Origin of the sequence: Methylorubrum populi (genome assembly GCA_036946625.1) — a bacterium.
GTDB classification, from domain to species: Bacteria; Pseudomonadota; Alphaproteobacteria; order Rhizobiales; family Beijerinckiaceae; genus Methylobacterium; species Methylobacterium populi_C.
Map to the genome: position 1 here is coordinate 675,720 of JAQIIU010000003.1, position 17,951 is coordinate 693,670.

The 17,951-nt window shown below is 67.8% G+C and carries 16 protein-coding genes; all 16 read right to left on the reverse strand.

Going from position 1 to position 17,951, the window contains the following annotated elements; translation table 11 throughout:
- Positions 1 to 44 precede the first annotated feature (44 nt).
- The 16 genes from PGN25_14535 to PGN25_14610 all read right to left on the reverse strand — a co-directional run bounded on the left by PGN25_14535 (position 45) and on the right by PGN25_14610 (position 17,945).
- Positions 45 to 1,718, reverse strand: coding sequence for a ribonuclease J (locus PGN25_14535; protein MEH3118767.1), 1,674 nt, complete (start codon positions 1,716 to 1,718; stop codon positions 45 to 47).
- A 19-nt stretch (positions 1,719 to 1,737) separates the two neighbouring features.
- The gene (locus PGN25_14540) at positions 1,738 to 2,736 is read right to left on the reverse strand and encodes a biotin--[acetyl-CoA-carboxylase] ligase (protein MEH3118768.1); all 999 of its coding nucleotides are present in this window, start codon (positions 2,734 to 2,736) and stop codon (positions 1,738 to 1,740) included.
- Positions 2,737 to 2,741: 5 nt separating this feature from the next.
- A complete protein-coding gene (gene nuoN / locus PGN25_14545; protein MEH3118769.1) occupies positions 2,742 to 4,181 on the reverse strand; it encodes an NADH-quinone oxidoreductase subunit NuoN in 1,440 nt (479 codons plus the stop codon).
- Entirely contained in the window at positions 4,178 to 5,761 is a 1,584-nt protein-coding gene (locus tag PGN25_14550; protein MEH3118770.1) for an NADH-quinone oxidoreductase subunit M, read from the reverse strand. The genes nuoN and PGN25_14550 overlap by 4 nt, the downstream gene beginning before the upstream one ends.
- Positions 5,761 to 7,857 (reverse strand): NADH-quinone oxidoreductase subunit L, encoded by a 2,097-nt coding sequence (gene nuoL / locus PGN25_14555; GenBank protein ID MEH3118771.1) that lies wholly within the window; start codon positions 7,855 to 7,857, stop codon positions 5,761 to 5,763. The genes PGN25_14550 and nuoL overlap by 1 nt, the downstream gene beginning before the upstream one ends.
- A 60-nt stretch (positions 7,858 to 7,917) precedes the next feature.
- Entirely contained in the window at positions 7,918 to 8,223 is a 306-nt protein-coding gene (nuoK, locus tag PGN25_14560) for an NADH-quinone oxidoreductase subunit NuoK (GenBank protein MEH3118772.1), read from the reverse strand.
- Between the two features lie 5 nt (positions 8,224 to 8,228).
- The gene (locus PGN25_14565; protein MEH3118773.1) at positions 8,229 to 8,849 is read right to left on the reverse strand and encodes an NADH-quinone oxidoreductase subunit J; all 621 of its coding nucleotides are present in this window, start codon (positions 8,847 to 8,849) and stop codon (positions 8,229 to 8,231) included.
- A gap of 215 nt (positions 8,850 to 9,064) precedes the next feature.
- Positions 9,065 to 9,553 (reverse strand): NADH-quinone oxidoreductase subunit NuoI, encoded by a 489-nt coding sequence (gene nuoI, locus PGN25_14570; protein ID MEH3118774.1) that lies wholly within the window; start codon positions 9,551 to 9,553, stop codon positions 9,065 to 9,067.
- 125 nt (positions 9,554 to 9,678) lie between these two features.
- Positions 9,679 to 10,701, reverse strand: a complete 1,023-nt coding sequence (gene nuoH / locus PGN25_14575) for an NADH-quinone oxidoreductase subunit NuoH (GenBank protein MEH3118775.1) — start codon at positions 10,699 to 10,701, stop codon at positions 9,679 to 9,681.
- Positions 10,702 to 10,713: 12 nt separating this feature from the next.
- Complete coding sequence (gene nuoG / locus PGN25_14580; GenBank protein MEH3118776.1) at positions 10,714 to 12,780, reverse strand: NADH-quinone oxidoreductase subunit NuoG; 2,067 nt, start codon at positions 12,778 to 12,780, stop codon at positions 10,714 to 10,716.
- Between the two features lie 9 nt (positions 12,781 to 12,789).
- The gene (locus PGN25_14585; GenBank protein MEH3118777.1) at positions 12,790 to 12,999 is read right to left on the reverse strand and encodes a hypothetical protein; all 210 of its coding nucleotides are present in this window, start codon (positions 12,997 to 12,999) and stop codon (positions 12,790 to 12,792) included.
- A gap of 5 nt (positions 13,000 to 13,004) precedes the next feature.
- On the reverse strand, positions 13,005 to 14,306 hold the full coding sequence (nuoF, locus tag PGN25_14590; GenBank protein MEH3118778.1) for an NADH-quinone oxidoreductase subunit NuoF: 1,302 nt from the start codon (positions 14,304 to 14,306) through the stop codon (positions 13,005 to 13,007).
- A 10-nt stretch (positions 14,307 to 14,316) separates the two neighbouring features.
- A complete protein-coding gene (gene nuoE, locus PGN25_14595) occupies positions 14,317 to 15,555 on the reverse strand; it encodes an NADH-quinone oxidoreductase subunit NuoE (GenBank protein ID MEH3118779.1) in 1,239 nt (412 codons plus the stop codon).
- Between the two features lie 19 nt (positions 15,556 to 15,574).
- Positions 15,575 to 16,765 (reverse strand): NADH-quinone oxidoreductase subunit D, encoded by a 1,191-nt coding sequence (locus PGN25_14600; GenBank protein ID MEH3118780.1) that lies wholly within the window; start codon positions 16,763 to 16,765, stop codon positions 15,575 to 15,577.
- 79 nt (positions 16,766 to 16,844) lie between these two features.
- Positions 16,845 to 17,264, reverse strand: coding sequence for a four helix bundle protein (locus PGN25_14605; GenBank protein ID MEH3118781.1), 420 nt, complete (start codon positions 17,262 to 17,264; stop codon positions 16,845 to 16,847).
- Between the two features lie 12 nt (positions 17,265 to 17,276).
- Positions 17,277 to 17,945 carry an NADH-quinone oxidoreductase subunit C gene (locus PGN25_14610; GenBank protein MEH3118782.1) on the reverse strand — a complete coding sequence of 223 codons (669 nt, stop codon included), beginning with the start codon at positions 17,943 to 17,945 and terminating at the stop codon, positions 17,277 to 17,279.
- Positions 17,946 to 17,951: the final 6 nt, after the last annotated feature.

Here is a 17,951-nt window from a genome sequence, read left to right on the forward strand (position 1 = left end):
GCTTACGCCTCGCCTCGCAAGGACGGGGCGCCTTTACGAGCCGATCACACCTCCACCACCTGCACGTGGCAGGCGGGCTTCTTGCCCCAGACCTCGTTGACGGCGGAGCGCACGGCGCGGTCGACCGCGTTCTCCACGGCCTCCGAGTCCTTCATCTTGCCGCGCGATAGGCCGTTGAGCGTCCGGTTGACCGTATCGACCACGGTGTCGAGCAGGGGCTCGCCGTCGCGGCCGCGGTTGGGCAGGCCCATGATGTCGACCGCCGGCTCGCCGGCCACCTCGCCGCGCTCGTCGATGGCGAGCGCCACCGAGACGATGCCGGTCTGCGACAGCTTGCGCCGCTCGGGGATCGCCCGGTCCTTGGCGTCGATCAGGACGTTGCCGTCCTTGTAGAGGCGCCCGGCGCGGACGTGCTCGACCACCTCGGGCTTGCCGGGAGCGAGACGCACCACGGCGCCGTTGCGGGCCTTCACCACGGTCTCGACGCCCTGCGAGCGGGCGAAGCGCGCGTGCTCGTCGAGATGCAGCGCCTCGCCGTGCACCGGCACGACCGATCGGGGCCGCGTCCAGGAATACATCGCCACCATCTCCTCGCGCCGGGGATGGCCGGAGACGTGGACGAGCTCGGTCCGGTCGGTGATGACCTCGATGCCGTCCTCGATCAGGTCGTTGATGATGGCGCCGACATCGCGCTCGTTGCCGGGGATGGCGCGGGAGGAGAAGATCACCCGGTCGCCGGCGGTCAGCGAGATCGCCGGATGGTCGTGGCGCGACACCCGCGCCAGCGCCGCCCGCGGCTCGCCCTGCGAACCGGTGAGCAGGCAGACCACCTTGTCGCGCGGCACGTGGGCGTAGGAATCGGCCGAGAGGAAGTCCGGCAGGCCGTCGAGGTAGCCGCACTCGCGGGCGACGTCGATCACCCGGTCCATGGCGCGTCCCACCGCGATCACCTGACGGCCGCAGGCCTGCGCCGCTTCCGCTACCGCACGGATGCGGGCGACGTTCGAGGCGAAGGTCGTCACCGCCACGCGGTGGGGTGCGTTCTCGATCAGCTTCCTCAGCGTCGCCGCGACCTCGGTCTCGCTCGGGGAGCGGCCCTCGCGCAGCACGTTGGTCGAGTCGCAGACCAGCGCCAGGACGCCCTCGTCGCCGAGCGCCGTGAACGCCTCCGGCGAGGTCGAGTCCCCGGCCACCGGCGTGTCGTCGAGCTTCCAGTCGCCGGTATGCAGCACGAGGCCGTGCTCGGTGCGGATCGCCACCGCGTTCGATTCCGGGATCGAGTGCGCCACCGGCACGAACTCGATGTCGAACGGCCCGACCGTGACGCGGCGGCCCGGCTTGATCTCGCGCAGGTCCACCTTCGGCGCGCCGGGCTCGGAGAGGCGGCGGGTCTCCAGCAGGTTCTTGGCGAAGCGCGTGGCGTAGACCGGCGCCTTCAGGCGCGGCCACAGCTCGGAGATCGCGCCGATATGGTCCTCGTGCGCGTGGGTGATGAAGATGCCGAGGAGATCCTTCCTGCGCTCCTCGATGAAGGCGAGATCGGGGAACATCAGGTCGATGCCCGGCAATCCTTCCTCGCCGGCAAAGCCCATCCCGCAATCGACCATGATCCATTTGCGCTGCTTCTCGGGTCCGATCCCGTAGAGGCCCGCATTCATCCCGATCTCGCCCACGCCGCCGAGCGGCACGAAGACGAGTTCGTCCTGCCGTGTCGTCATCTTGTTCTTCTATCCAGTCTCAGGCCGCCGTCGCGGCACGTCCGAAATGCACCTCGCCCGCCGTCACGGTTCGCCGTGTTCCATCCGGGGCGAGGATCACGAGCCGCCCCCCCTCGTCGATCGTTTCGAAGATGCCCGTCAGCGTGGCCTCGGCCATGCGAACCGACACGGGGGCACCCACCCCCGCCGCGCGCTCCAGCCACCGCCGCCGGACGTTCGAGAATCCGCGCCCCTTGTTCCAGATCCGGACCGCTTCGACAAACCGTTCCGACAGGAATTCGAGCAGCATCGGCGCATCCGCCGCGGAAAAGGCGGACAGCGCCGCCGCCGGATAGGGCAGACCGTCGGGTGCGGCCGCGACGTTGACGCCGAAGCCGATCACCACGGCCCGCCGCCCGCCCGGCAGCGACTCGGCTTCCAACAGGATGCCGGCGAGCTTTTTGCCGTCGGCGAGGACGTCGTTCGGCCATTTCAGATGGATGGCCGCCGAGGCAGGGGCAATGCCCTGCGGCGCCAGCGCATCCCCTCTCCCCGCGCGCGGGGAGAGGGCTTCGGCGACCTTGTCGTCGCCGAAGCGAGGCGGCAGCCGAAGGTGAGGGGGCGTCTCAGGATAAGTCTCTTGCGGAAACGCCTCCTCACCTTCGCTCCCGCTCGTCGCGCCGACGACAGGGGCGTCGCGACCCTCTCCCCGCGTACGGGGAGAGGGGACCAAGCGGCACGCATCGCGAAGGGCATCGACCAGCGCCACGCCCGCCACGAACCCCAAGGTGGCGACCATCTCCGGTGCCACGCCCGCCACCGGCATCAGCAGGCTGGCGGCGAGGTTGCCCTCCGGCGAGGTCCACGCGTTGCCGCGGCGGCCGCGGCCCGCCTCCTGGCGGCGGGTCGCGACCCAGAGCGGTCCCGTCTCGCCGCCATGGGCGAGGCGCATCGCCTCGCTGTTGGTCGAACCGAGCCGGTCGTGGCTGTGCAGCCGATGGCCCTCGGCCCGGGCCGCCTGGCTCAGCCGGAACCGCATCCGCCTCAGAACAGCGCCTTGGCGGCGTCGCCCGCCGCCGCGACCAGCGGGGCCGGGATGAGGAAGAACAGCACCACAACGACGCTGGAGGCGCCGAGCACGATGGCCGAACCCGGCGGGATCCGCTCGTAGGGCGCCCGCGCCTCGTCGAAATACATCACCTTGACGAGGCGGATGTAGTAGAACGCGCCGACCACCGAGGTCATCACGCCGACCACCGCCAGCGTCACCAGACCCGCCTGGATGGCGGCGGCGAAGACGTAGAACTTGGCGAAGAACCCGGCGAGCGGCGGGATGCCGGCGAGCGAGAACATCATCGCGGCGAGGCAGAAGGCCAGCCACGGATGGGTGCGCGACAGGCCCGAGAGATCGTCGATCGTCTCGAACATCTTGTCCTTGCGCCGAAGCGACAGCAGCACCGCGAAGGCGCCGAGCGTCATCGCGAGGTAGATGATCATGTAGATCACCACGCCGCGCACGCCCTCCTCCGAGCCCGCCGCGAGGCCGATCAGCGCGTAGCCGACATTGCCGATCGAGGAATAGGCCATCAGGCGCTTGATGTTGCGCTGGCCGATCGCGGCGAAGGAGCCGAGCGCCATCGAGGCGATCGAGACGAACACGATGATCTGCTGCCAGACCGCCGTGACGTCGGGGAAGGCGCCGATGAAGACGCGCACCGTCATCGCCATGGCGGCGACCTTGGGTGCGGAGCCGAAGAAGGCGGTCACCGGCGTCGGCGAGCCCTCGTAGACGTCCGGCGTCCACATGTGGAACGGCACGGCGGCGAGCTTGAAGGCGACGCCGGCGGCCACGAACACGATGCCCAGCACGATGCCGAAGCTCGCCGGACCGTCGAGCGCGGTGACGATGCCGGGGAAGGAGACCGTGCCGGTGAAGCCGTAGACCAGCGAGGCGCCGTAGAGCAGCATGCCGGACGAGAGCGCGCCCAGCACGAAGTACTTCAGGCCGGCTTCCGTGGACTTCACGTCGTCGCGATGGAAGGCGGCGATGACGTAGGCGGCGAGCGATTGCAGCTCCAGGCCGAGATAGAGCGCGATCAGGTCGTTGGCCGAGGCCATCACCATCATGCCGATGGTGCAGAGCACGATCAGGATCGGGTACTCGAACCGGTCGATGCGCTCGCGCTGGAAGTAGTCGCGCGAGAGCAGGATGGTCGCCGCCGAACCGATCAGGATCAGCGCCTTCATGATCCGCGCGAAGGGGTCGGCGATGAAGGCGCCGTTCAGCGTCGTCACCCGGCCCGTCTGAGAGACCACGAGGAAGAAGGTGAAGATCAGGAGGATCAGCGCGCCGACATTGACGCCCTCGGACGAGCGCTCGCCGCGCCACGCCCCGTAGAGGACGAGCAGCAGAGCACCGACGCTCAGGACGATCTCCGGCAGGACCGGGGTGATCGCCGGCAGGACGGACTGGATCGGGGTCATCGCGCGGCGGCCTCGACGGTTTTTTCGGACCTGGGTCCGACGGACTTCTCGACCGCGGCGGTTCCGGCGGCCCTGGCCGCCGCCTCCGCGGTCTGCGTGTTCGACAGCGCGGCCCGCATGTTCTGCATCAGCGCCTCGGTGGAGGGCGCGAAGGTGTCGAGGATCGGGGCCGGGTGGACGCCGTACCAGATCGTCAGCGCGACGAGCGGCGCGATGATGATCTTTTCGCGATGATCCAGATCCAGGATGCCCTGGAGGCTGGGCTTCTCCAGCTTCCCGTAGATCACCCGGGCGTAGAGCCAGAGCGCGTAGCCGGCCGAGAGGATGATGCCGAAGACCGAGAAGAAGGCGACCGTCGGGTTGGCCCGGAAGGCGCCCATCATCGCCAGGAACTCGCCGACGAAGCCCGACGTGCCGGGCAGGCCGACATTGGCCATGGTGAAGACCATCATCGCGGCGGCGTAGAGCGGCATCCGCTTCACGAGGCCGCCATAGGCCGCGATCTCGCGGGTGTGCATCCGGTCGTAGACGACGCCGACGCAGAGGAAGAGCGCGCCCGAGACGATGCCGTGAGAGATCATCAGGAACAGCGCGCCCTGGATGCCCTGCTCGTTCAGCGTGAACAGGCCCAGCGTCACGAAGCCCATATGCGCCACCGACGAGTAGGCGATCAGCTTCTTGATGTCGGTCTGCATCATCGCGGTGAGCGAGGTGAAGATGATCGCGATCACCGAGAGGGCGAAGACGAGCGGCGCGAAGGACTGGCTCGCATCCGGCAGCATGGGCAGCGAGATGCGGATGAAGCCGTAGCCGCCCATCTTCAGCAGGATGCCGGCCAGGATCACCGAGCCCGCGGTCGGCGCCTCGACGTGGGCGTCGGGGAGCCAGGTATGGACCGGCCACATCGGCATCTTCACCGCGAAGGAAGCGAAGAAGGCGAGCCAGAGCCACCATTGCAGGCCGACCGGGAAGCGATGCTGCAGCAGCGTCGGGATGTCGGTGGTGCCGGCCTCCCAGTACATCGCCATGATGGCGAGCAGCATCAGCACCGAGCCGAGCAGGGTGTAGAGGAAGAACTTGAAGCTCGCATAGATGCGCCGCTTGCCGCCCCAGATGCCGATGATGAGGAACATCGGGATCAGGCCGGCCTCGAAGAACAGGTAGAACAGCACGAGGTCGAGGGCGCAGAACACGCCGATCATCGTCGTTTCCAGCACGAGGAAGGCGACGAAGTACGCCTTCACCCTGGATTCGACCGAGAGCCACGACGCCCCGATGCAGAACGGCATCAGGAAGGTGGTCAGCAGGATCAGCGGCATCGAGAAGCCGTCGACGCCGAGCTTGAACCGGATCGTCTCGGCGAGCCACGCATGGCTCTCGACGAGCTGGAAGCTCGGGCTCGCCACGTCGTAGCGGGCCCAGGCTGCCAGCGAGAGCAGGAAGGTGACGACCGTGGTGATCAGCGCCGCCCAGCGGGCGTTGCGCTTCACCGCCGCCGTCTCCTCGCCCAGCGTCAGGATGAAGGCGGCGCCCGCGAGCGGGACGATCAGGAGCCCGGAGAGAATGCCGAGGCCGAGCATCAGTGGGTCCCCCCAGGCACGCCGGAGACGAGGTACCACGTGATCAGGCCGGCGACCCCGACGAGCATCACGAAGGCGTAGTGGTAGACGTAGCCGGTCTGGAGGCGGACCACGCCGCGGGTGATGTCCACGACCCGGGCCGAGATGCCGTCGGGGCCGAAGCCGTCGATGACGCGCCCGTCGCCCTCCTTCCAGAGGAACAGGCCGAAGTTCTTGGCCGGACGCACGAAGATCCGGTCGTAGATCTCGTCGAAGTACCACTTGTTGAGCAGGAAGCGGTACAGGATCGGCTGCGACTCCGCGAGGCGGTGCGGCATGTCGGGCCGGCGGACGTACATCCAGAAGGCCAGCAGGAAGCCGAGCACCAGCATCACGAAGGGCGAGAGCGACACCCAGCGCGGCGCCTCGTGGATCGCGTGCATGATGTGGTTCTCGGGCCCGTGCGCCAGCGCGTGTCCCCAGAACTTCTCCATGTCGTGCCCGATGAAGCGCTCCTTGAAGACGATGCCGGCGAGCAGCGCCCCGACCGCGAGGATGCCGAGCGGGATCGTCATCACGAGCGGGCTCTCGTGCGGCTTGTGGGCGTGATGATCGTGGTGCTCGATCGCGCTGTGCGACGGCTTCTCGGCATCGTGGCCCTTGTCGTCGTGGGCGACGCCCTCGTGGTGCCCCGGCGCGCCGTCGGCCTCGTGCGCCGTCGCCGAACGGGCGTGCGCATCATGTCCATGAGCGTCATGGCCGTGGGCACCCCAGCGCTGCGGGCCCTCGAAGGTGAGGAAGAACAGGCGCCAGGAATAGAACGAGGTCATCAGCGCGGCGATCACGGTGGCGAGGAACGCCAGCACGTGGCCCGGGCGGTCGGACATGTAGGCCGCCTCGATGATCGCGTCCTTGGAGTAGTAGCCCGCGGTGAAGGGGAAGCCGATCAGCGCGAGGGTGCCGACCGTCATCATCGCGGTGGTGAACGGGATGTAGCGGCGCAGGCCCCCCATGTTCCGCATGTCCTGCTCGTGGTGCATCGCGTGGATGACCGAGCCGGCCCCGAGGAACAGCAGCGCCTTGAAGAAGGCGTGGGTGAAGAGGTGGAACACGCCCGTCGCGTAGGCGCCGACGCCGAGGCCGACGAACATGTAGCCGAGCTGCGAGCAGGTCGAGTAGGCGATCACCCGCTTGATGTCGTTCTGCACGAGGCCGACGGTCGCCGCGAAGAAGGCGGTGATGCCGCCGATGATCGTGACGACGGTGAGCGCGGTCGGCGCCAGCTCGAAGAGCGGCGACAGGCGCGCGACCATGAACACGCCGGCGGTCACCATGGTGGCGGCGTGGATCAGCGCCGAGACCGGGGTCGGCCCCTCCATCGCGTCGGGGAGCCAGGTGTGCAGCAGGAACTGCGCCGACTTGCCCATGGCGCCCATGAACAGGAGCAGGCAGGCGAGCGTCAGGGCGTGCCAGTCGTGGCCGAGGAAGTGGAAGCTCGCGTCCTTCAGTTCAGGCGCCTTGGCGAAAATCGCGTCGAACCCGACGGAGCCCGTGAGGACGAACACCAGAAAAATGCCGAGCGAGAAGCCGAAATCGCCGACGCGGTTGACGATGAAGGCCTTCATCGCCGCGGCGTTGGCCGAGGGCTTCTCGTACCAGAAGCCGATCAGCAGGTAGGAGGCGAGGCCGACGCCCTCCCAGCCGAAGAACATCTGCACGAGGTTGTCGGCCGTCACCAGCATCAGCATGGCGAAGGTGAACAGCGACAGGTAGGCGAAGAAGCGCGGCCGGTGGGGATCCTCGTGCATGTAGCCGATGGAGTAGAGGTGCACGAGGGTCGAGACCGAGGTCACGACGACGAGCATGATCGCGGTCAGCGTGTCGACCTTGAAGGCCCAGTCGACGGTCAGGCCGCCGGCGCCGAACCATTGCGCGACCGGCACCGTCTCGGCCCGGCCGTCGCCGGTGACGAGGAGGAAGGCGCCCCAGGACAGCAGGCAGGCGAAGGCGAGGCAGCCCGTGGTCACGATTTCGCTCGTCCGCGCGCCGATGACACGGCCGAACAGGCCGGCGATCAGGGCGCCGATGAGCGGGAAGAAGACGATCGCGTGATACATGGGTCGTTCGTGCCTCGCAGCAGGCGGACGAAGGGTCGGGGCTCTCTGGGGTAAGGAGCGTCAGCCCTTCATCATGCTCACGTCCTCGACGGCGATGGAGCCGCGGTTGCGGAAGAACACCACCAGGATCGCCAGCCCGATCGCGGCCTCGGCCGCGGCGACCGTCAGCACGAACAGGGCGAAGACCTGTCCGGTGATGTCGTTGAGGTGGGTCGAGAACGCCACGAGGTTGATGTTCACCGCGAGCAGGATCAGCTCGACCGACATCAGGATGACGATGACGTTCTTGCGGTTGACGAAGATGCCGAGCACGCCGAGCGTGAACAGGATCGCGGCGACCGTCAGGTAGTGGCTCAGTCCGATCATGGTCCTCAGACCTCCACGCCCCGCCGCGAGGGCACCTTGATGGTATCGACTGCCATCGCCTGGGTCCGGGCGTTCTGGACGGCGATGTTCTGGCGCTTGACGCCGGCACGGTCGCGCAGGGTCAGCACGATGGCGCCGATCATCGCCACCAGCAGGATCAGGCCGGCGATCTGGAAGAAGTAGACGTAGTCCGTGTAGAGCACCCGGCCGAGCGCCTGGGTGTTGGTGAGGCTCTCGCCGTGGGCGGTGCGACCGAGCGGCGCCTGCACGAGGCCCGGATCGACGGTCCAGGTGCCGACCACGAGCAGAAGCTCGATCAGGAAGATCGCGCCGATCAGGCCGCCGATCGGCAGGTAGCGCTGGAAGCCCTGGCGCAGCGCGGCGAAGTCGACGTCGAGCATCATCACGACGAAGAGGAACAGGACCGCGACGGCGCCGACATAGACGACGACGAGGATCATCGCCAGGAACTCGGCGCCCATCAGGACGAACAGCCCGGCGGCGTTCACGAAGGCGAGGATCAGGAACAGCACCGAGGTGACGGGGTTCCTGGCGGCGATCACCATGAAGCCCGAGGCCACGGCGAGCCCGGCGAAGAGATAGAAGAAGGCGGCGGCTGCGGTCATGCGATTTTCAGCATCGGCCGCCCGGTCGAGCGGCTCCCTTCTGCCTCGGTGGACCCTCGGCCGCAGGCGGCGGCCCGTCTATAGAACTCGGCCTTGCGGCGCACAACACTTCGCCGCTTCGCGGCGGCGAATGGCAGGCCTTGCGGTCGAGGCGCTGGCCGTGCTCACCGCTCGACCGCTCCATTCGCCATTCGCCCATCGCCATTCGCCTCTTTTCAGCGGTACGGCGCGTCCATCGCGATGTTGCGGGCGATCTCGCGCTCCCAGCGGTCGCCGTTCGCGAGCAGCTTCTCCTTGTCGTAGAGCAGCTCCTCGCGGGTCTCGACCGAGAACTCGAGGTTCGGCCCCTCGACGATGGCATCCACCGGGCAGGCTTCCTGGCACAGGCCGCAATAGATGCACTTCACCATGTCGATGTCGTAGCGTGTGGTGCGCCGCGTGCCGTCGTTGCGGCGCGGGCCCGCCTCGATGGTGATGGCCTGCGCCGGGCAGATCGCCTCGCACAGCTTGCAGGCGATGCAGCGCTCCTCCCCGTTGGGATAGCGGCGCAGGGCGTGCTCCCCGCGGAAGCGCGGGCCCCGGTGCCCCATCTCGAAGGGGTAGTTGATCGTGGCCTTCGGTTTCAGGAAGTACTTCATGGCGAGGAAGAACCCCGACACGAACTCCTTCAGCAGGAGACTTCTGGCGATCTGATCGAGCTTCACGGCGCGATCTCCGATTCCTTTGGGGCATTTCCGAGCGAGGTGGATACCGGCTCGCGTGAAGGAAATGCGACAGAGCGTGGACTCAGGGCACGATCCCCCGATCGGGGGATCGTGCCCTGACGGGTTCAAGCGCCCGGTGCGAGGCCGGTCAGCTTCAGGACGAAGGCGACGACCACCACCGAGATGAGCGACAGGGGAAGAAAAACCTTCCAGCCGAGCCGCATGAGCTGGTCGTAGCGATAGCGCGGCACCATGGCCTTCACCATGGCGATCATGAAGAACAGGAAGCTGGCTTTCAGCGCGAACCAGATCACGCCCGGCACCCAGGTGAAGGGCGGCAGCGGGATCGGCGAGAGCCAGCCGCCCAGGAACAGGACGGTGCCGAGCGCGCACATGGTCATGATCGCCACGTACTCGCCGAGCATGAACAGCAGGTACGGCGTCGAGGAATACTCGACCATGTAGCCCGCCACGAGCTCGGATTCGGCCTCCGGCAGGTCGAAGGGCGGGCGGTTGGTCTCCGCCAGCGCCGAGACGAAGAACACGGCGAACATCGGGAACAGCCAGAGCCAGTACCAGCCCAACATCCCGAGCGCCGTGTCCTGCGCCATGACGATGCGCGAGAGGTTGAGCGAGCCGGCGCAGAGCAGCACGCAGATGATGACGAAGCCGAGCGAGACCTCGTAGGAGATCATCTGTGCCGCCGAGCGGAGCGCCCCGAGGAAGGCGTATTTCGAGTTCGAGGCCCAGCCGCCCATGATGACGCCGTAGACGCCGAGCGACGAGATCGCGAAGATGTAGGTGATGCCGACGTTGATGTCGGCGATCGCCCAGCCGTCGGCGAGCGGGATCACCGCCCAGGACGCCAGCGCCAGCATGGCGAAGACCAGCGGCGCCAGCAGGTAGATCGCCTTGTTGGCGCCCGCCGGGATCACCGGCTCCTTCAGCACGAACTTGAGAAGATCGGCGAAGGATTGCAGCAGCCCGTAGGGCCCGACCACGTTCGGGCCGCGGCGCAACTGCACCGCCGCCCAGATCTTGCGGTCGGCCAGCAGTGCATAGGCGATGAAGACGAGGAGGGCTGCGAGCAGCACGAAGCTCTTCAGCGCGATCAGCAGGACGGTGCCGAGCACCTCTAGGAAGGTCATCGGAGACGTCCCCTATTCCGCCGCTTCGAGGGCACGGCCACGGGCGAGGCCGGAGCACTCGGCGAGCACCCGCGAGGCGCGGGCGATCGGGTTGGTGAGGTAGAAGTCGGCGACCGGCGAGGAGAAGGCGCCCTTCGCCGCTCCCCCCGGAAGCGCCGCGAGCTTGTCCAGAGTCGCCGCCGCGTCGGACGGCTCGACCCGCCCGACCGCCGCGAGATGCGGATGCTCGGCATACATCGCCCTGCGCAGGCCGCTCAGCGAATCGTAGGGCAGGCGCTTGCCCAGCACGTCGGAGAGCGCGCGCAGGATCGCCCAGTCCTCGCGGGCATCGCCCGGCGGGAAGCCGGCGCGGTTGGCCATCTGCACCCGGCCCTCGAGGTTGACGTAGGTCGCGCTCTTCTCGGTGTAGGCCGCGCCCGGCAGGATCACGTCGGCGCGGCTGGCGCCGGCATCGCCGTGGGTGCCCTGATAGATCACGAAGGCGCCCGGCCCGATCGCCCGCTCGTCGGCGCCGAGGTTGAACACCACGTCGAGGGCGCCCGGCTCCAGCATCGCCGAGAAGCTCAAGCCTCCCCCCCCCGGCACGAAGCCGAGATCGAGGGCGCCGACGCGGGCGGCCGCCGTGTTGAGCAGGCCGAAGCCGTGCCAGCCCTCCGCGACCGCGCCGACATCCTTGGCCAGGGCCGCGACGGCGGCAAGCGAGTCGAGCGCCCCTTCGCCCACGATCACGAGCGGGCGCTCCGCCTTTTTCAGGACGTCGAGGAAGCTGTGCTCGCCCCTGGCGATGGAAGCGAGCGTGTCGGTGCCGGCGCCGAGATAGGTGTAGGGGTAGGTCAGGTCCGGCGGCTCGTCGAGGATCAGGCCGATCGAGATCGGGGCCATGCGCCAGCGCTTGCGGATGCGCACGTTGAGCAGCGAGGCCTCGGTGCGCGGGTTGGCGCCGACGATCAGGATCGCGTCGGCCTGCTCGATGCCGGCGATGGTCGCGCCGAGGGTGTAGGCGGCCCGGCCCCAGGCCGGATCGATCGCCTCGCCGGTCTGGCGCGCGTCGAGATTCGTCACGCCGAGCGAGCCCATCAGGGCTTTCAGCGCAAAAATCTCCTCCGCTCCCGCGAGATCGCCGACGAGCGCGCCGACGCGCTTGGGATCGGCGCCCTTCAGCTTCGCCGCGATGGCCGAGAACGCCTCGCCCCAGGAGGCGGGGCGCAGGCGCCCGTTCTCACGCAGGAACGGACGGTCGAGGCGCTGGAGCCGCAGGCCGTCGACCACGTGGCGGGTCTTGTCGGAGATCCACTCCTCGTTGATCTCCTCGCTGATGCGCGGCTCGATCTGCATCACCTCGCGGCCGCGGGCATCGATGCGGACCGCCGAGCCGACCGCATCCATCACGTCGACGGACTCCGTCTTGTGCAGCTCCCACGGGCGCACGTTGTAGCTCTGTGGCTTGTGGACCAGCGCGCCGACGGGGCAGAGGTCGGCGACGTTGCCCTGAAGCTCCGAGCCCATCGCCTGTTCGAGGTAGCTCGTGATCTCCATGTCCTCGCCGCGGCCGATGGCGCCGAGATCCGGCACGCCGGCCACCTCCGCCAGGAAGCGGACGCAGCGGGTGCAGTGGATGCAGCGGTTCATCGCCGTGCGCACCAGCGGGCCGATAGACTTCTCCTCGACCGCCCGCTTGTTCTCCTTGTAGCGGGTCGAGTCGACGCCGTAGGCCATCGCCTGATCCTGCAGGTCGCAATGGCCGCCCTGGTCGCAGATCGGGCAATCGAGCGGGTGGTTGATGAGGAGGAACTCCATCACCCCCTCGCGCGCCTTCTTGGTGGTGCCGGAGCGCGTCAGCACCTCCGGCGGCTCGCCGTTGGGGCCGGGGCGGCAATCCTTCACCGCGTAGGCGCAGGAGGCCACGGGCTTCGGCGCGCCCTTCAGCTCCACCAGGCACATGCGGCAATTGCCGGCGATCGACAGCCGCTCGTGGAAGCAGAAGCGCGGGATCTCCGCGCCCGCGACCTCGCAGGCCTGGAGCAGGGTGTAGTCGGCCGGGACATCGACCTCGGTGCCGTCGATGAGGATTTTGGTCATCGGTTCAGCTCAATGTGTCGCGTCGGCGAGATCGAGTCGGCGCTCGATGCGCTCGACGCGAAGCTCAAGGCGATCGATGCGGCGGTGGACGCCGGCCAAGTTTTCCTCGACCGCCGAGACCCGCGCCTTCAGGTCGTTCACGTCGTCGATGAGACGGTCGACCTTCTCGTCGATCCGCCGCAAGTAGACGAGAACCGGATTGTCGGGTTCGCCGGTCATGGCGCTCACTCCGCCGCCATCGGCACCGCATCCCTATGCGGGTTGGCGCTGTACTGATCGATGCGTTTCTCGATCTCGGGGCGGAAATGCCGGATCAGGCCCTGGATCGGCCACGCCGCGGCGTCGCCGAGCGCGCAGATGGTGTGGCCCTCGACCTGCTTGGTGACTTCCAAGAGCATGTCGATCTCGCGCTTCTGCGCCCGGCCGGCGGCCATGCGGGTGAGCACGCGCCACATCCAGCCGGTGCCCTCGCGGCAGGGCGTGCACTGGCCGCAGGACTCGTGCTTGTAGAAGTACGAGATGCGGGCGATCGCGCCGACGATGTCGGTCGACTTGTCGAGCACGATCACCGCCGCGGTGCCGAGGCCGGAGCCGAGGTTGCGCAGGGTGTCGAAGTCCATCCTGGCGTCGATGATCTGCTCGGCCGGAACGAGCGGCACCGACGAACCACCGGGAATGGAACACAAGAGATTGTCCCAGCCGCCGCGCATGCCGCCGCAATGGCGGTCGATCAGTTCGCGGAAGGTGATGCCGAGCTCTTCCTCGACGTTGCAGGGCTTGTTGACGTGGCCCGACACGCAGAACAGCTTGGTGCCGGTGTTGTTCTTGCCGCCCAGCCCCGCGAACCACGCGCCGCCGCGGCGCAGGATCGTGCCGGCCACCGCGATCGACTCGACGTTGTTGACGGTCGTCGGGCAGCCGTAGAGGCCCATATTGGCCGGGAACGGGGGTTTGAGCCGCGGCATCCCCTTCTTGCCTTCCAGACTCTCGATGAGCGCCGTCTCCTCGCCGCAGATGTAGGCGCCCGCGCCGTGGTGGACGTAGATGTCGAAGGGGTAGTCGTGGACGTTGGACTTTCCGACGAGGCGCGCCTCGTAGGCCTCGTCCACCGCGCGCTGGAGCGCGAATTTTTCCGCCACGTACTCGCCGCGGATGTAGATGTAGCAGGCATGCGCACCCATGGCGAAGCAGGCCAGCATGCAGCCCTCGATCAGGAGATGCGGGTCGTGCCGCATGATCTCCCGGTCCTTGCAGGTGCCCGGCTCCGACTCGTCGGCATTGACGACGAGGTAGTGCGGACGCCCGTCGGACTTCTTGGGCATGAACGACCATTTGAGGCCGGTGGGGAAGCCCGCACCGCCGCGGCCGCGCAGGCCTGAGCCCTTCATCTCGTCGATGATCCAATCCCGACCCATGTCGAGCAGGAACTTGGTGTCGTCCCATGCGCCGCGTTTCTTCGCGGCGTCCAGCCCCGGCGAGTGCTGGCCGTAGAGATTGGTGAAGATGCGATCCTGATCGGAGAGCATGATCCGCTCCTCAATCCTTGCTGCCAGCGAGATCGGCCGACTGTCCGACCCAGTTCTCCCGGTCGATGCGGCCGGGGAAGGCGAGGTAGGCGCTCACCCAGGCGACCTCCTTCGGCGACCAAGAGGCAATCTGGTCGTAGTGCCAGATACCCAGGTCGTTGAGGCGGCGCTGGTTGATCGGGCCGATGCCCTTGATCTTCGTCAGGTCGTCGGGACGGTCGTCCCGGGGGGCGTCGAGCCCCTTCGGCCGGGTGCCCGCGGCATCGGCCCGAGCCTCCGGGTTCTCCCCCTCGGGAACGTCGTCTCCGGCGCCGACGGTCGCCGGATGCTGCGGCGGCTCTGTGCGCAGAACCTTGTCTTCCTCGACTGCCGAATCCTGAGCCGACGGCGCCTTGGCGTCGCGCGCTTCCGCCCGATCCTCCGGCTTGACCGGCGTCTCGCCGGCACTCGCCCGCTCGGCGGGCGCATCGGCGGCCCGCGATTCGTTCGCGCGCCCCGCCGACGGATGGGCCGGCTTGGTCTCGTCCTTGACACGAGCTTCGGTCGAGGCGGCCTCTTCTTTCTTGACGCCTTCCTCGCTCGGACCTTCGCCCTCGGTCTGCTCGAAGCGCTTGCGCCACGCGCCGATGCGGGAGCCGTCGAACAGGCTCGGATCGGTCAAGGTGTTGACGGCGTCCTTCGGCTCCGAGGAGATCCGGCCGATCTGCGAGCCGACCTTCACGGGGCGGCCGGCGGCGAGGTCGTCCATGAGCTTGTTGAGGCTCTCGGGCGTCAGATCCTCGTAATAGTCCTGATTGATCTGCACCATCGGCGCGTTGCAGCAGGCCCCCAGGCACTCGACTTCGAGCCAGGAGAAGTTGCCGTCGGCCGAGACATGGCCCGAGGGGCCGAGGCGGTCGTGCAGCGCGGCCTTCAGTTCCTTCGCCCCGCAGCAATCGCAGGGCACGGTGCCGCAGACCTGAATCCAGAACCGGCCGACCGGCTCCAGGGCGAACATGGTGTAGAAGGTCGCGACCTCCAGCACGCGGATATGCGGCATGCTGAGCTCATCGGCGACCGCCTCGATCGCCTTCTGCGGCAGCCAGCCGCCGTTCTGCTCCTGCGCCTTCCACAGGAGCGGGATCACGGCCGAGGCCTGCCGGCCCTCCGGGTATTTCTGGATTTGGCCGCGGGCCCAGTCGGCGTTCTCGGGCGTGAACGCGAAGCTCTGGGGCTGCTCGGCGGCGGGGGCTAGCCTGCGGTTCGCCATGACGTTTCGACCCGTCTCCTCAGCGGTCCACTTCGCCGAACACGATGTCGAGCGTGCCGAGCACGCAGGACACGTCGGCGAGCAGGTGGCCGCGGCACATCCAGTCCATCGCCTGAAGGTGGGCGAAGCCCGGCGCGCGGATCTTGCAGCGGTAGGGTTTGTTGGTGCCGTCTGACACGAGATAGACGCCGAACTCGCCCTTGGGCGCTTCGACCGCTGCATACACTTCACCCTCGGGCACGTGAAAACCCTCGGTGTAGAGCTTGAAGTGGTGGATGAGCGCCTCCATCGAGCGCTTCATCTCCCGGCGCGGCGGCGGCGCGACCTTGCCGTCGAGCGAGGCGATCGGCCCCTGGCCGGCGGGCTCGCGCAGCTTGGCGCAGCACTGCTTCATGATGCGCGTGGACTCGCGCATCTCCTCCATGCGGATGACCTGGCGATCGTAGGTGTCGCCGTTCTTCCCCACGGGAATGTCGAACTCCATCTCCTCGTAGGCCTCGTAGGGCTGCGACTTGCGCAGGTCCCAAGGCACCCCGGAGCCGCGCACCATCACCCCGGAGAAGCCCCAGGCCATGGCTTCGTCCACCGAGACGATGCCGATGTCGACGTTGCGCTGCTTGAAGATGCGGTTGGCCATGACGAGGTTGTCGAGGTCGTCGACCACCTTCAGGAAGGGGTCGCAGAACGCGTCGATGTCGTCGATCAGCGCGGGCGGCAGATCCTGGTGGACGCCGCCGGGGCGGAAGTAGTTGGCGTGGAGGCGTGCGCCCGAGGCGCGCTCGTAGAAGATCATCAGCTTCTCGCGCTCCTCGAAGCCCCACAGGGGCGGCGTCAGCGCGCCGACGTCCATCGCCTGCGTGGTGACGTTGAGGAGATGGGAGAGCAGCCGCCCGATCTCGCAGAACAGGGTGCGGATCAGCTTGGCGCGGCGCGGCACCTCGATGCCCGCGAGCCGCTCGATCGCCAGGCAGAACGCGTGCTCCTGGTTCATCGGCGCGACGTAGTCGAGCCGGTCGAAATAGGGTGTCGCCTGGAGGTAGGTCTTGTGCTCGATCAGCTTCTCGGTGCCCCGGTGCAGCAGGCCGATATGCGGATCGACCCGCTCGACCACCTCGCCGTCGAGCTCCAGCACGAGGCGCAGCACGCCGTGCGCCGCCGGGTGCTGCGGCCCGAAATTGATCGAGAAGTTGCGGATGTTGTGTTCGGTCATCGAAAGCCTCCCGCGACTTCGGCGAACGAAGCGCCCGAGAGCGAATGGCGAATGGCGAATGGCGACTGGAGGCGCGGCATCAACGAGCCTCCTCGTCGTGATCGGCACGGCGCTGCAGGGATCGGATCAACCCGCGGGTCTGACGTCCGAGGGATTCGCAGCGCGCGACGAGATCCGAGGCAGACTGTTTATCCGCCAATCCGACGCGGGACGCCAGGATGATGTGAGTCTCCAATTCCTTGAGCGAGCCTTGGGCGATGCGCAGGAAATGGATGAACGACAGGGTTCGCTCGCGGCCGTGGCCCTCCGCGATGTTCGCAGCGACCGATGCGCCCGCACGCCGGATTTGCGCCGTCAGGCCGAACATCTCCTCCCGGGGAAATGGCCGGGTGAACTCGTAGCACGACACCGCGAGCGTCATGGCAGCCTGCCAGACGTCGAGGTCGCGATACGATCTGATCGGCTTGCCGCCTTCCATTCGCCATTCGCCATTCGCCATTCGCCATTCGCCCTATGGCTTGGCCTTCTCGGCCTTCTCGTCGCCCGGCAGCACGTAATCCGTGCCCTCCCACGGCGACAGGAAGTCGAAGTTGCGGAACTCCTGGGTGAGCTTGACCGGCTCGTAGACGACCCGCGCCTCGTCCTGGTCGTAGCGGACCTCGACGAAGCCGGTCAGCGGGAAGTCCTTGCGGAGCGGGTGCCCCTCGAAGCCATAGTCGGTCAGCAGCCGGCGCAGGTCGGGATGGCCCGAGAACAGGATGCCGTAGAGGTCGTAGGTCTCGCGCTCGTACCAGTTGGCGGCCGGGAAGACGGGAATCGCCGAGGGCACCGGCGTGGCGGCGTCGGTCTGAACCTTCACCCGCACCCGCATGTTATGGCGCAGCGAGAGCAGGTGGTAGACCACGTCGAAGCGGCGCGCCCGCTGCGGGTAGTCGGCGCCGCAGATGTCGACGAAGCAGCGGAAGGCGCAATTCGGATCGTCGCGCAGGTAGGTCAGCGCGTAGACGATATCGCTGCCCTGGACGACGACCGTCAGTTCGCCGCAGGCGACCGTCCAGTCCGTGACCGCCGGGCCGAGCGCTCCGGCGACGCGCTCGCCCACGGCCCGGAGGGCGTCCTCGCCCTGGGCTGCCGCGATGGTGCGGCGGAGCGTGATGCCGTTGGTGGTGATGGCCTCCATCGCCCG

Excerpts from the sequence above, each read along its gene's own strand:
- PGN25_14535 (MEH3118767.1), bottom strand. The coding sequence starts at position 1,718 with ATGACGACACGGCAGGACGAACTCGTCTTCGTGCCGCTCGGCGGCGTG.
- PGN25_14540 (MEH3118768.1), bottom strand. The coding sequence starts at position 2,736 with ATGCGGTTCCGGCTGAGCCAGGCGGCCCGGGCCGAGGGCCATCGGCTG.
- nuoN (MEH3118769.1), bottom strand. The coding sequence starts at position 4,181 with ATGACCCCGATCCAGTCCGTCCTGCCGGCGATCACCCCGGTCCTGCCG.
- PGN25_14550 (MEH3118770.1), bottom strand. The coding sequence starts at position 5,761 with ATGCTCGGCCTCGGCATTCTCTCCGGGCTCCTGATCGTCCCGCTCGCG.
- nuoL (MEH3118771.1), bottom strand. The coding sequence starts at position 7,857 with ATGTATCACGCGATCGTCTTCTTCCCGCTCATCGGCGCCCTGATCGCC.
- nuoK (MEH3118772.1), bottom strand. The coding sequence starts at position 8,223 with ATGATCGGACTGAGCCACTACCTGACGGTCGCCGCGATCCTGTTCACG.
- PGN25_14565 (MEH3118773.1), bottom strand. The coding sequence starts at position 8,849 with ATGACCGCAGCCGCCGCCTTCTTCTATCTCTTCGCCGGGCTCGCCGTG.
- nuoH (MEH3118775.1), bottom strand. The coding sequence starts at position 10,701 with ATGACCTTCCTAGAGGTGCTCGGCACCGTCCTGCTGATCGCGCTGAAG.
- nuoG (MEH3118776.1), bottom strand. The coding sequence starts at position 12,780 with ATGACCAAAATCCTCATCGACGGCACCGAGGTCGATGTCCCGGCCGAC.
- PGN25_14585 (MEH3118777.1), bottom strand. The coding sequence starts at position 12,999 with ATGACCGGCGAACCCGACAATCCGGTTCTCGTCTACTTGCGGCGGATC.
- nuoF (MEH3118778.1), bottom strand. The coding sequence starts at position 14,306 with ATGCTCTCCGATCAGGATCGCATCTTCACCAATCTCTACGGCCAGCAC.
- nuoE (MEH3118779.1), bottom strand. The coding sequence starts at position 15,555 with ATGGCGAACCGCAGGCTAGCCCCCGCCGCCGAGCAGCCCCAGAGCTTC.
- PGN25_14600 (MEH3118780.1), bottom strand. The coding sequence starts at position 16,765 with ATGACCGAACACAACATCCGCAACTTCTCGATCAATTTCGGGCCGCAG.
- PGN25_14605 (MEH3118781.1), bottom strand. The coding sequence starts at position 17,264 with ATGGCGAATGGCGAATGGCGAATGGAAGGCGGCAAGCCGATCAGATCG.
- PGN25_14610 (MEH3118782.1), bottom strand. The coding sequence starts at position 17,945 with ATGGAGGCCATCACCACCAACGGCATCACGCTCCGCCGCACCATCGCG.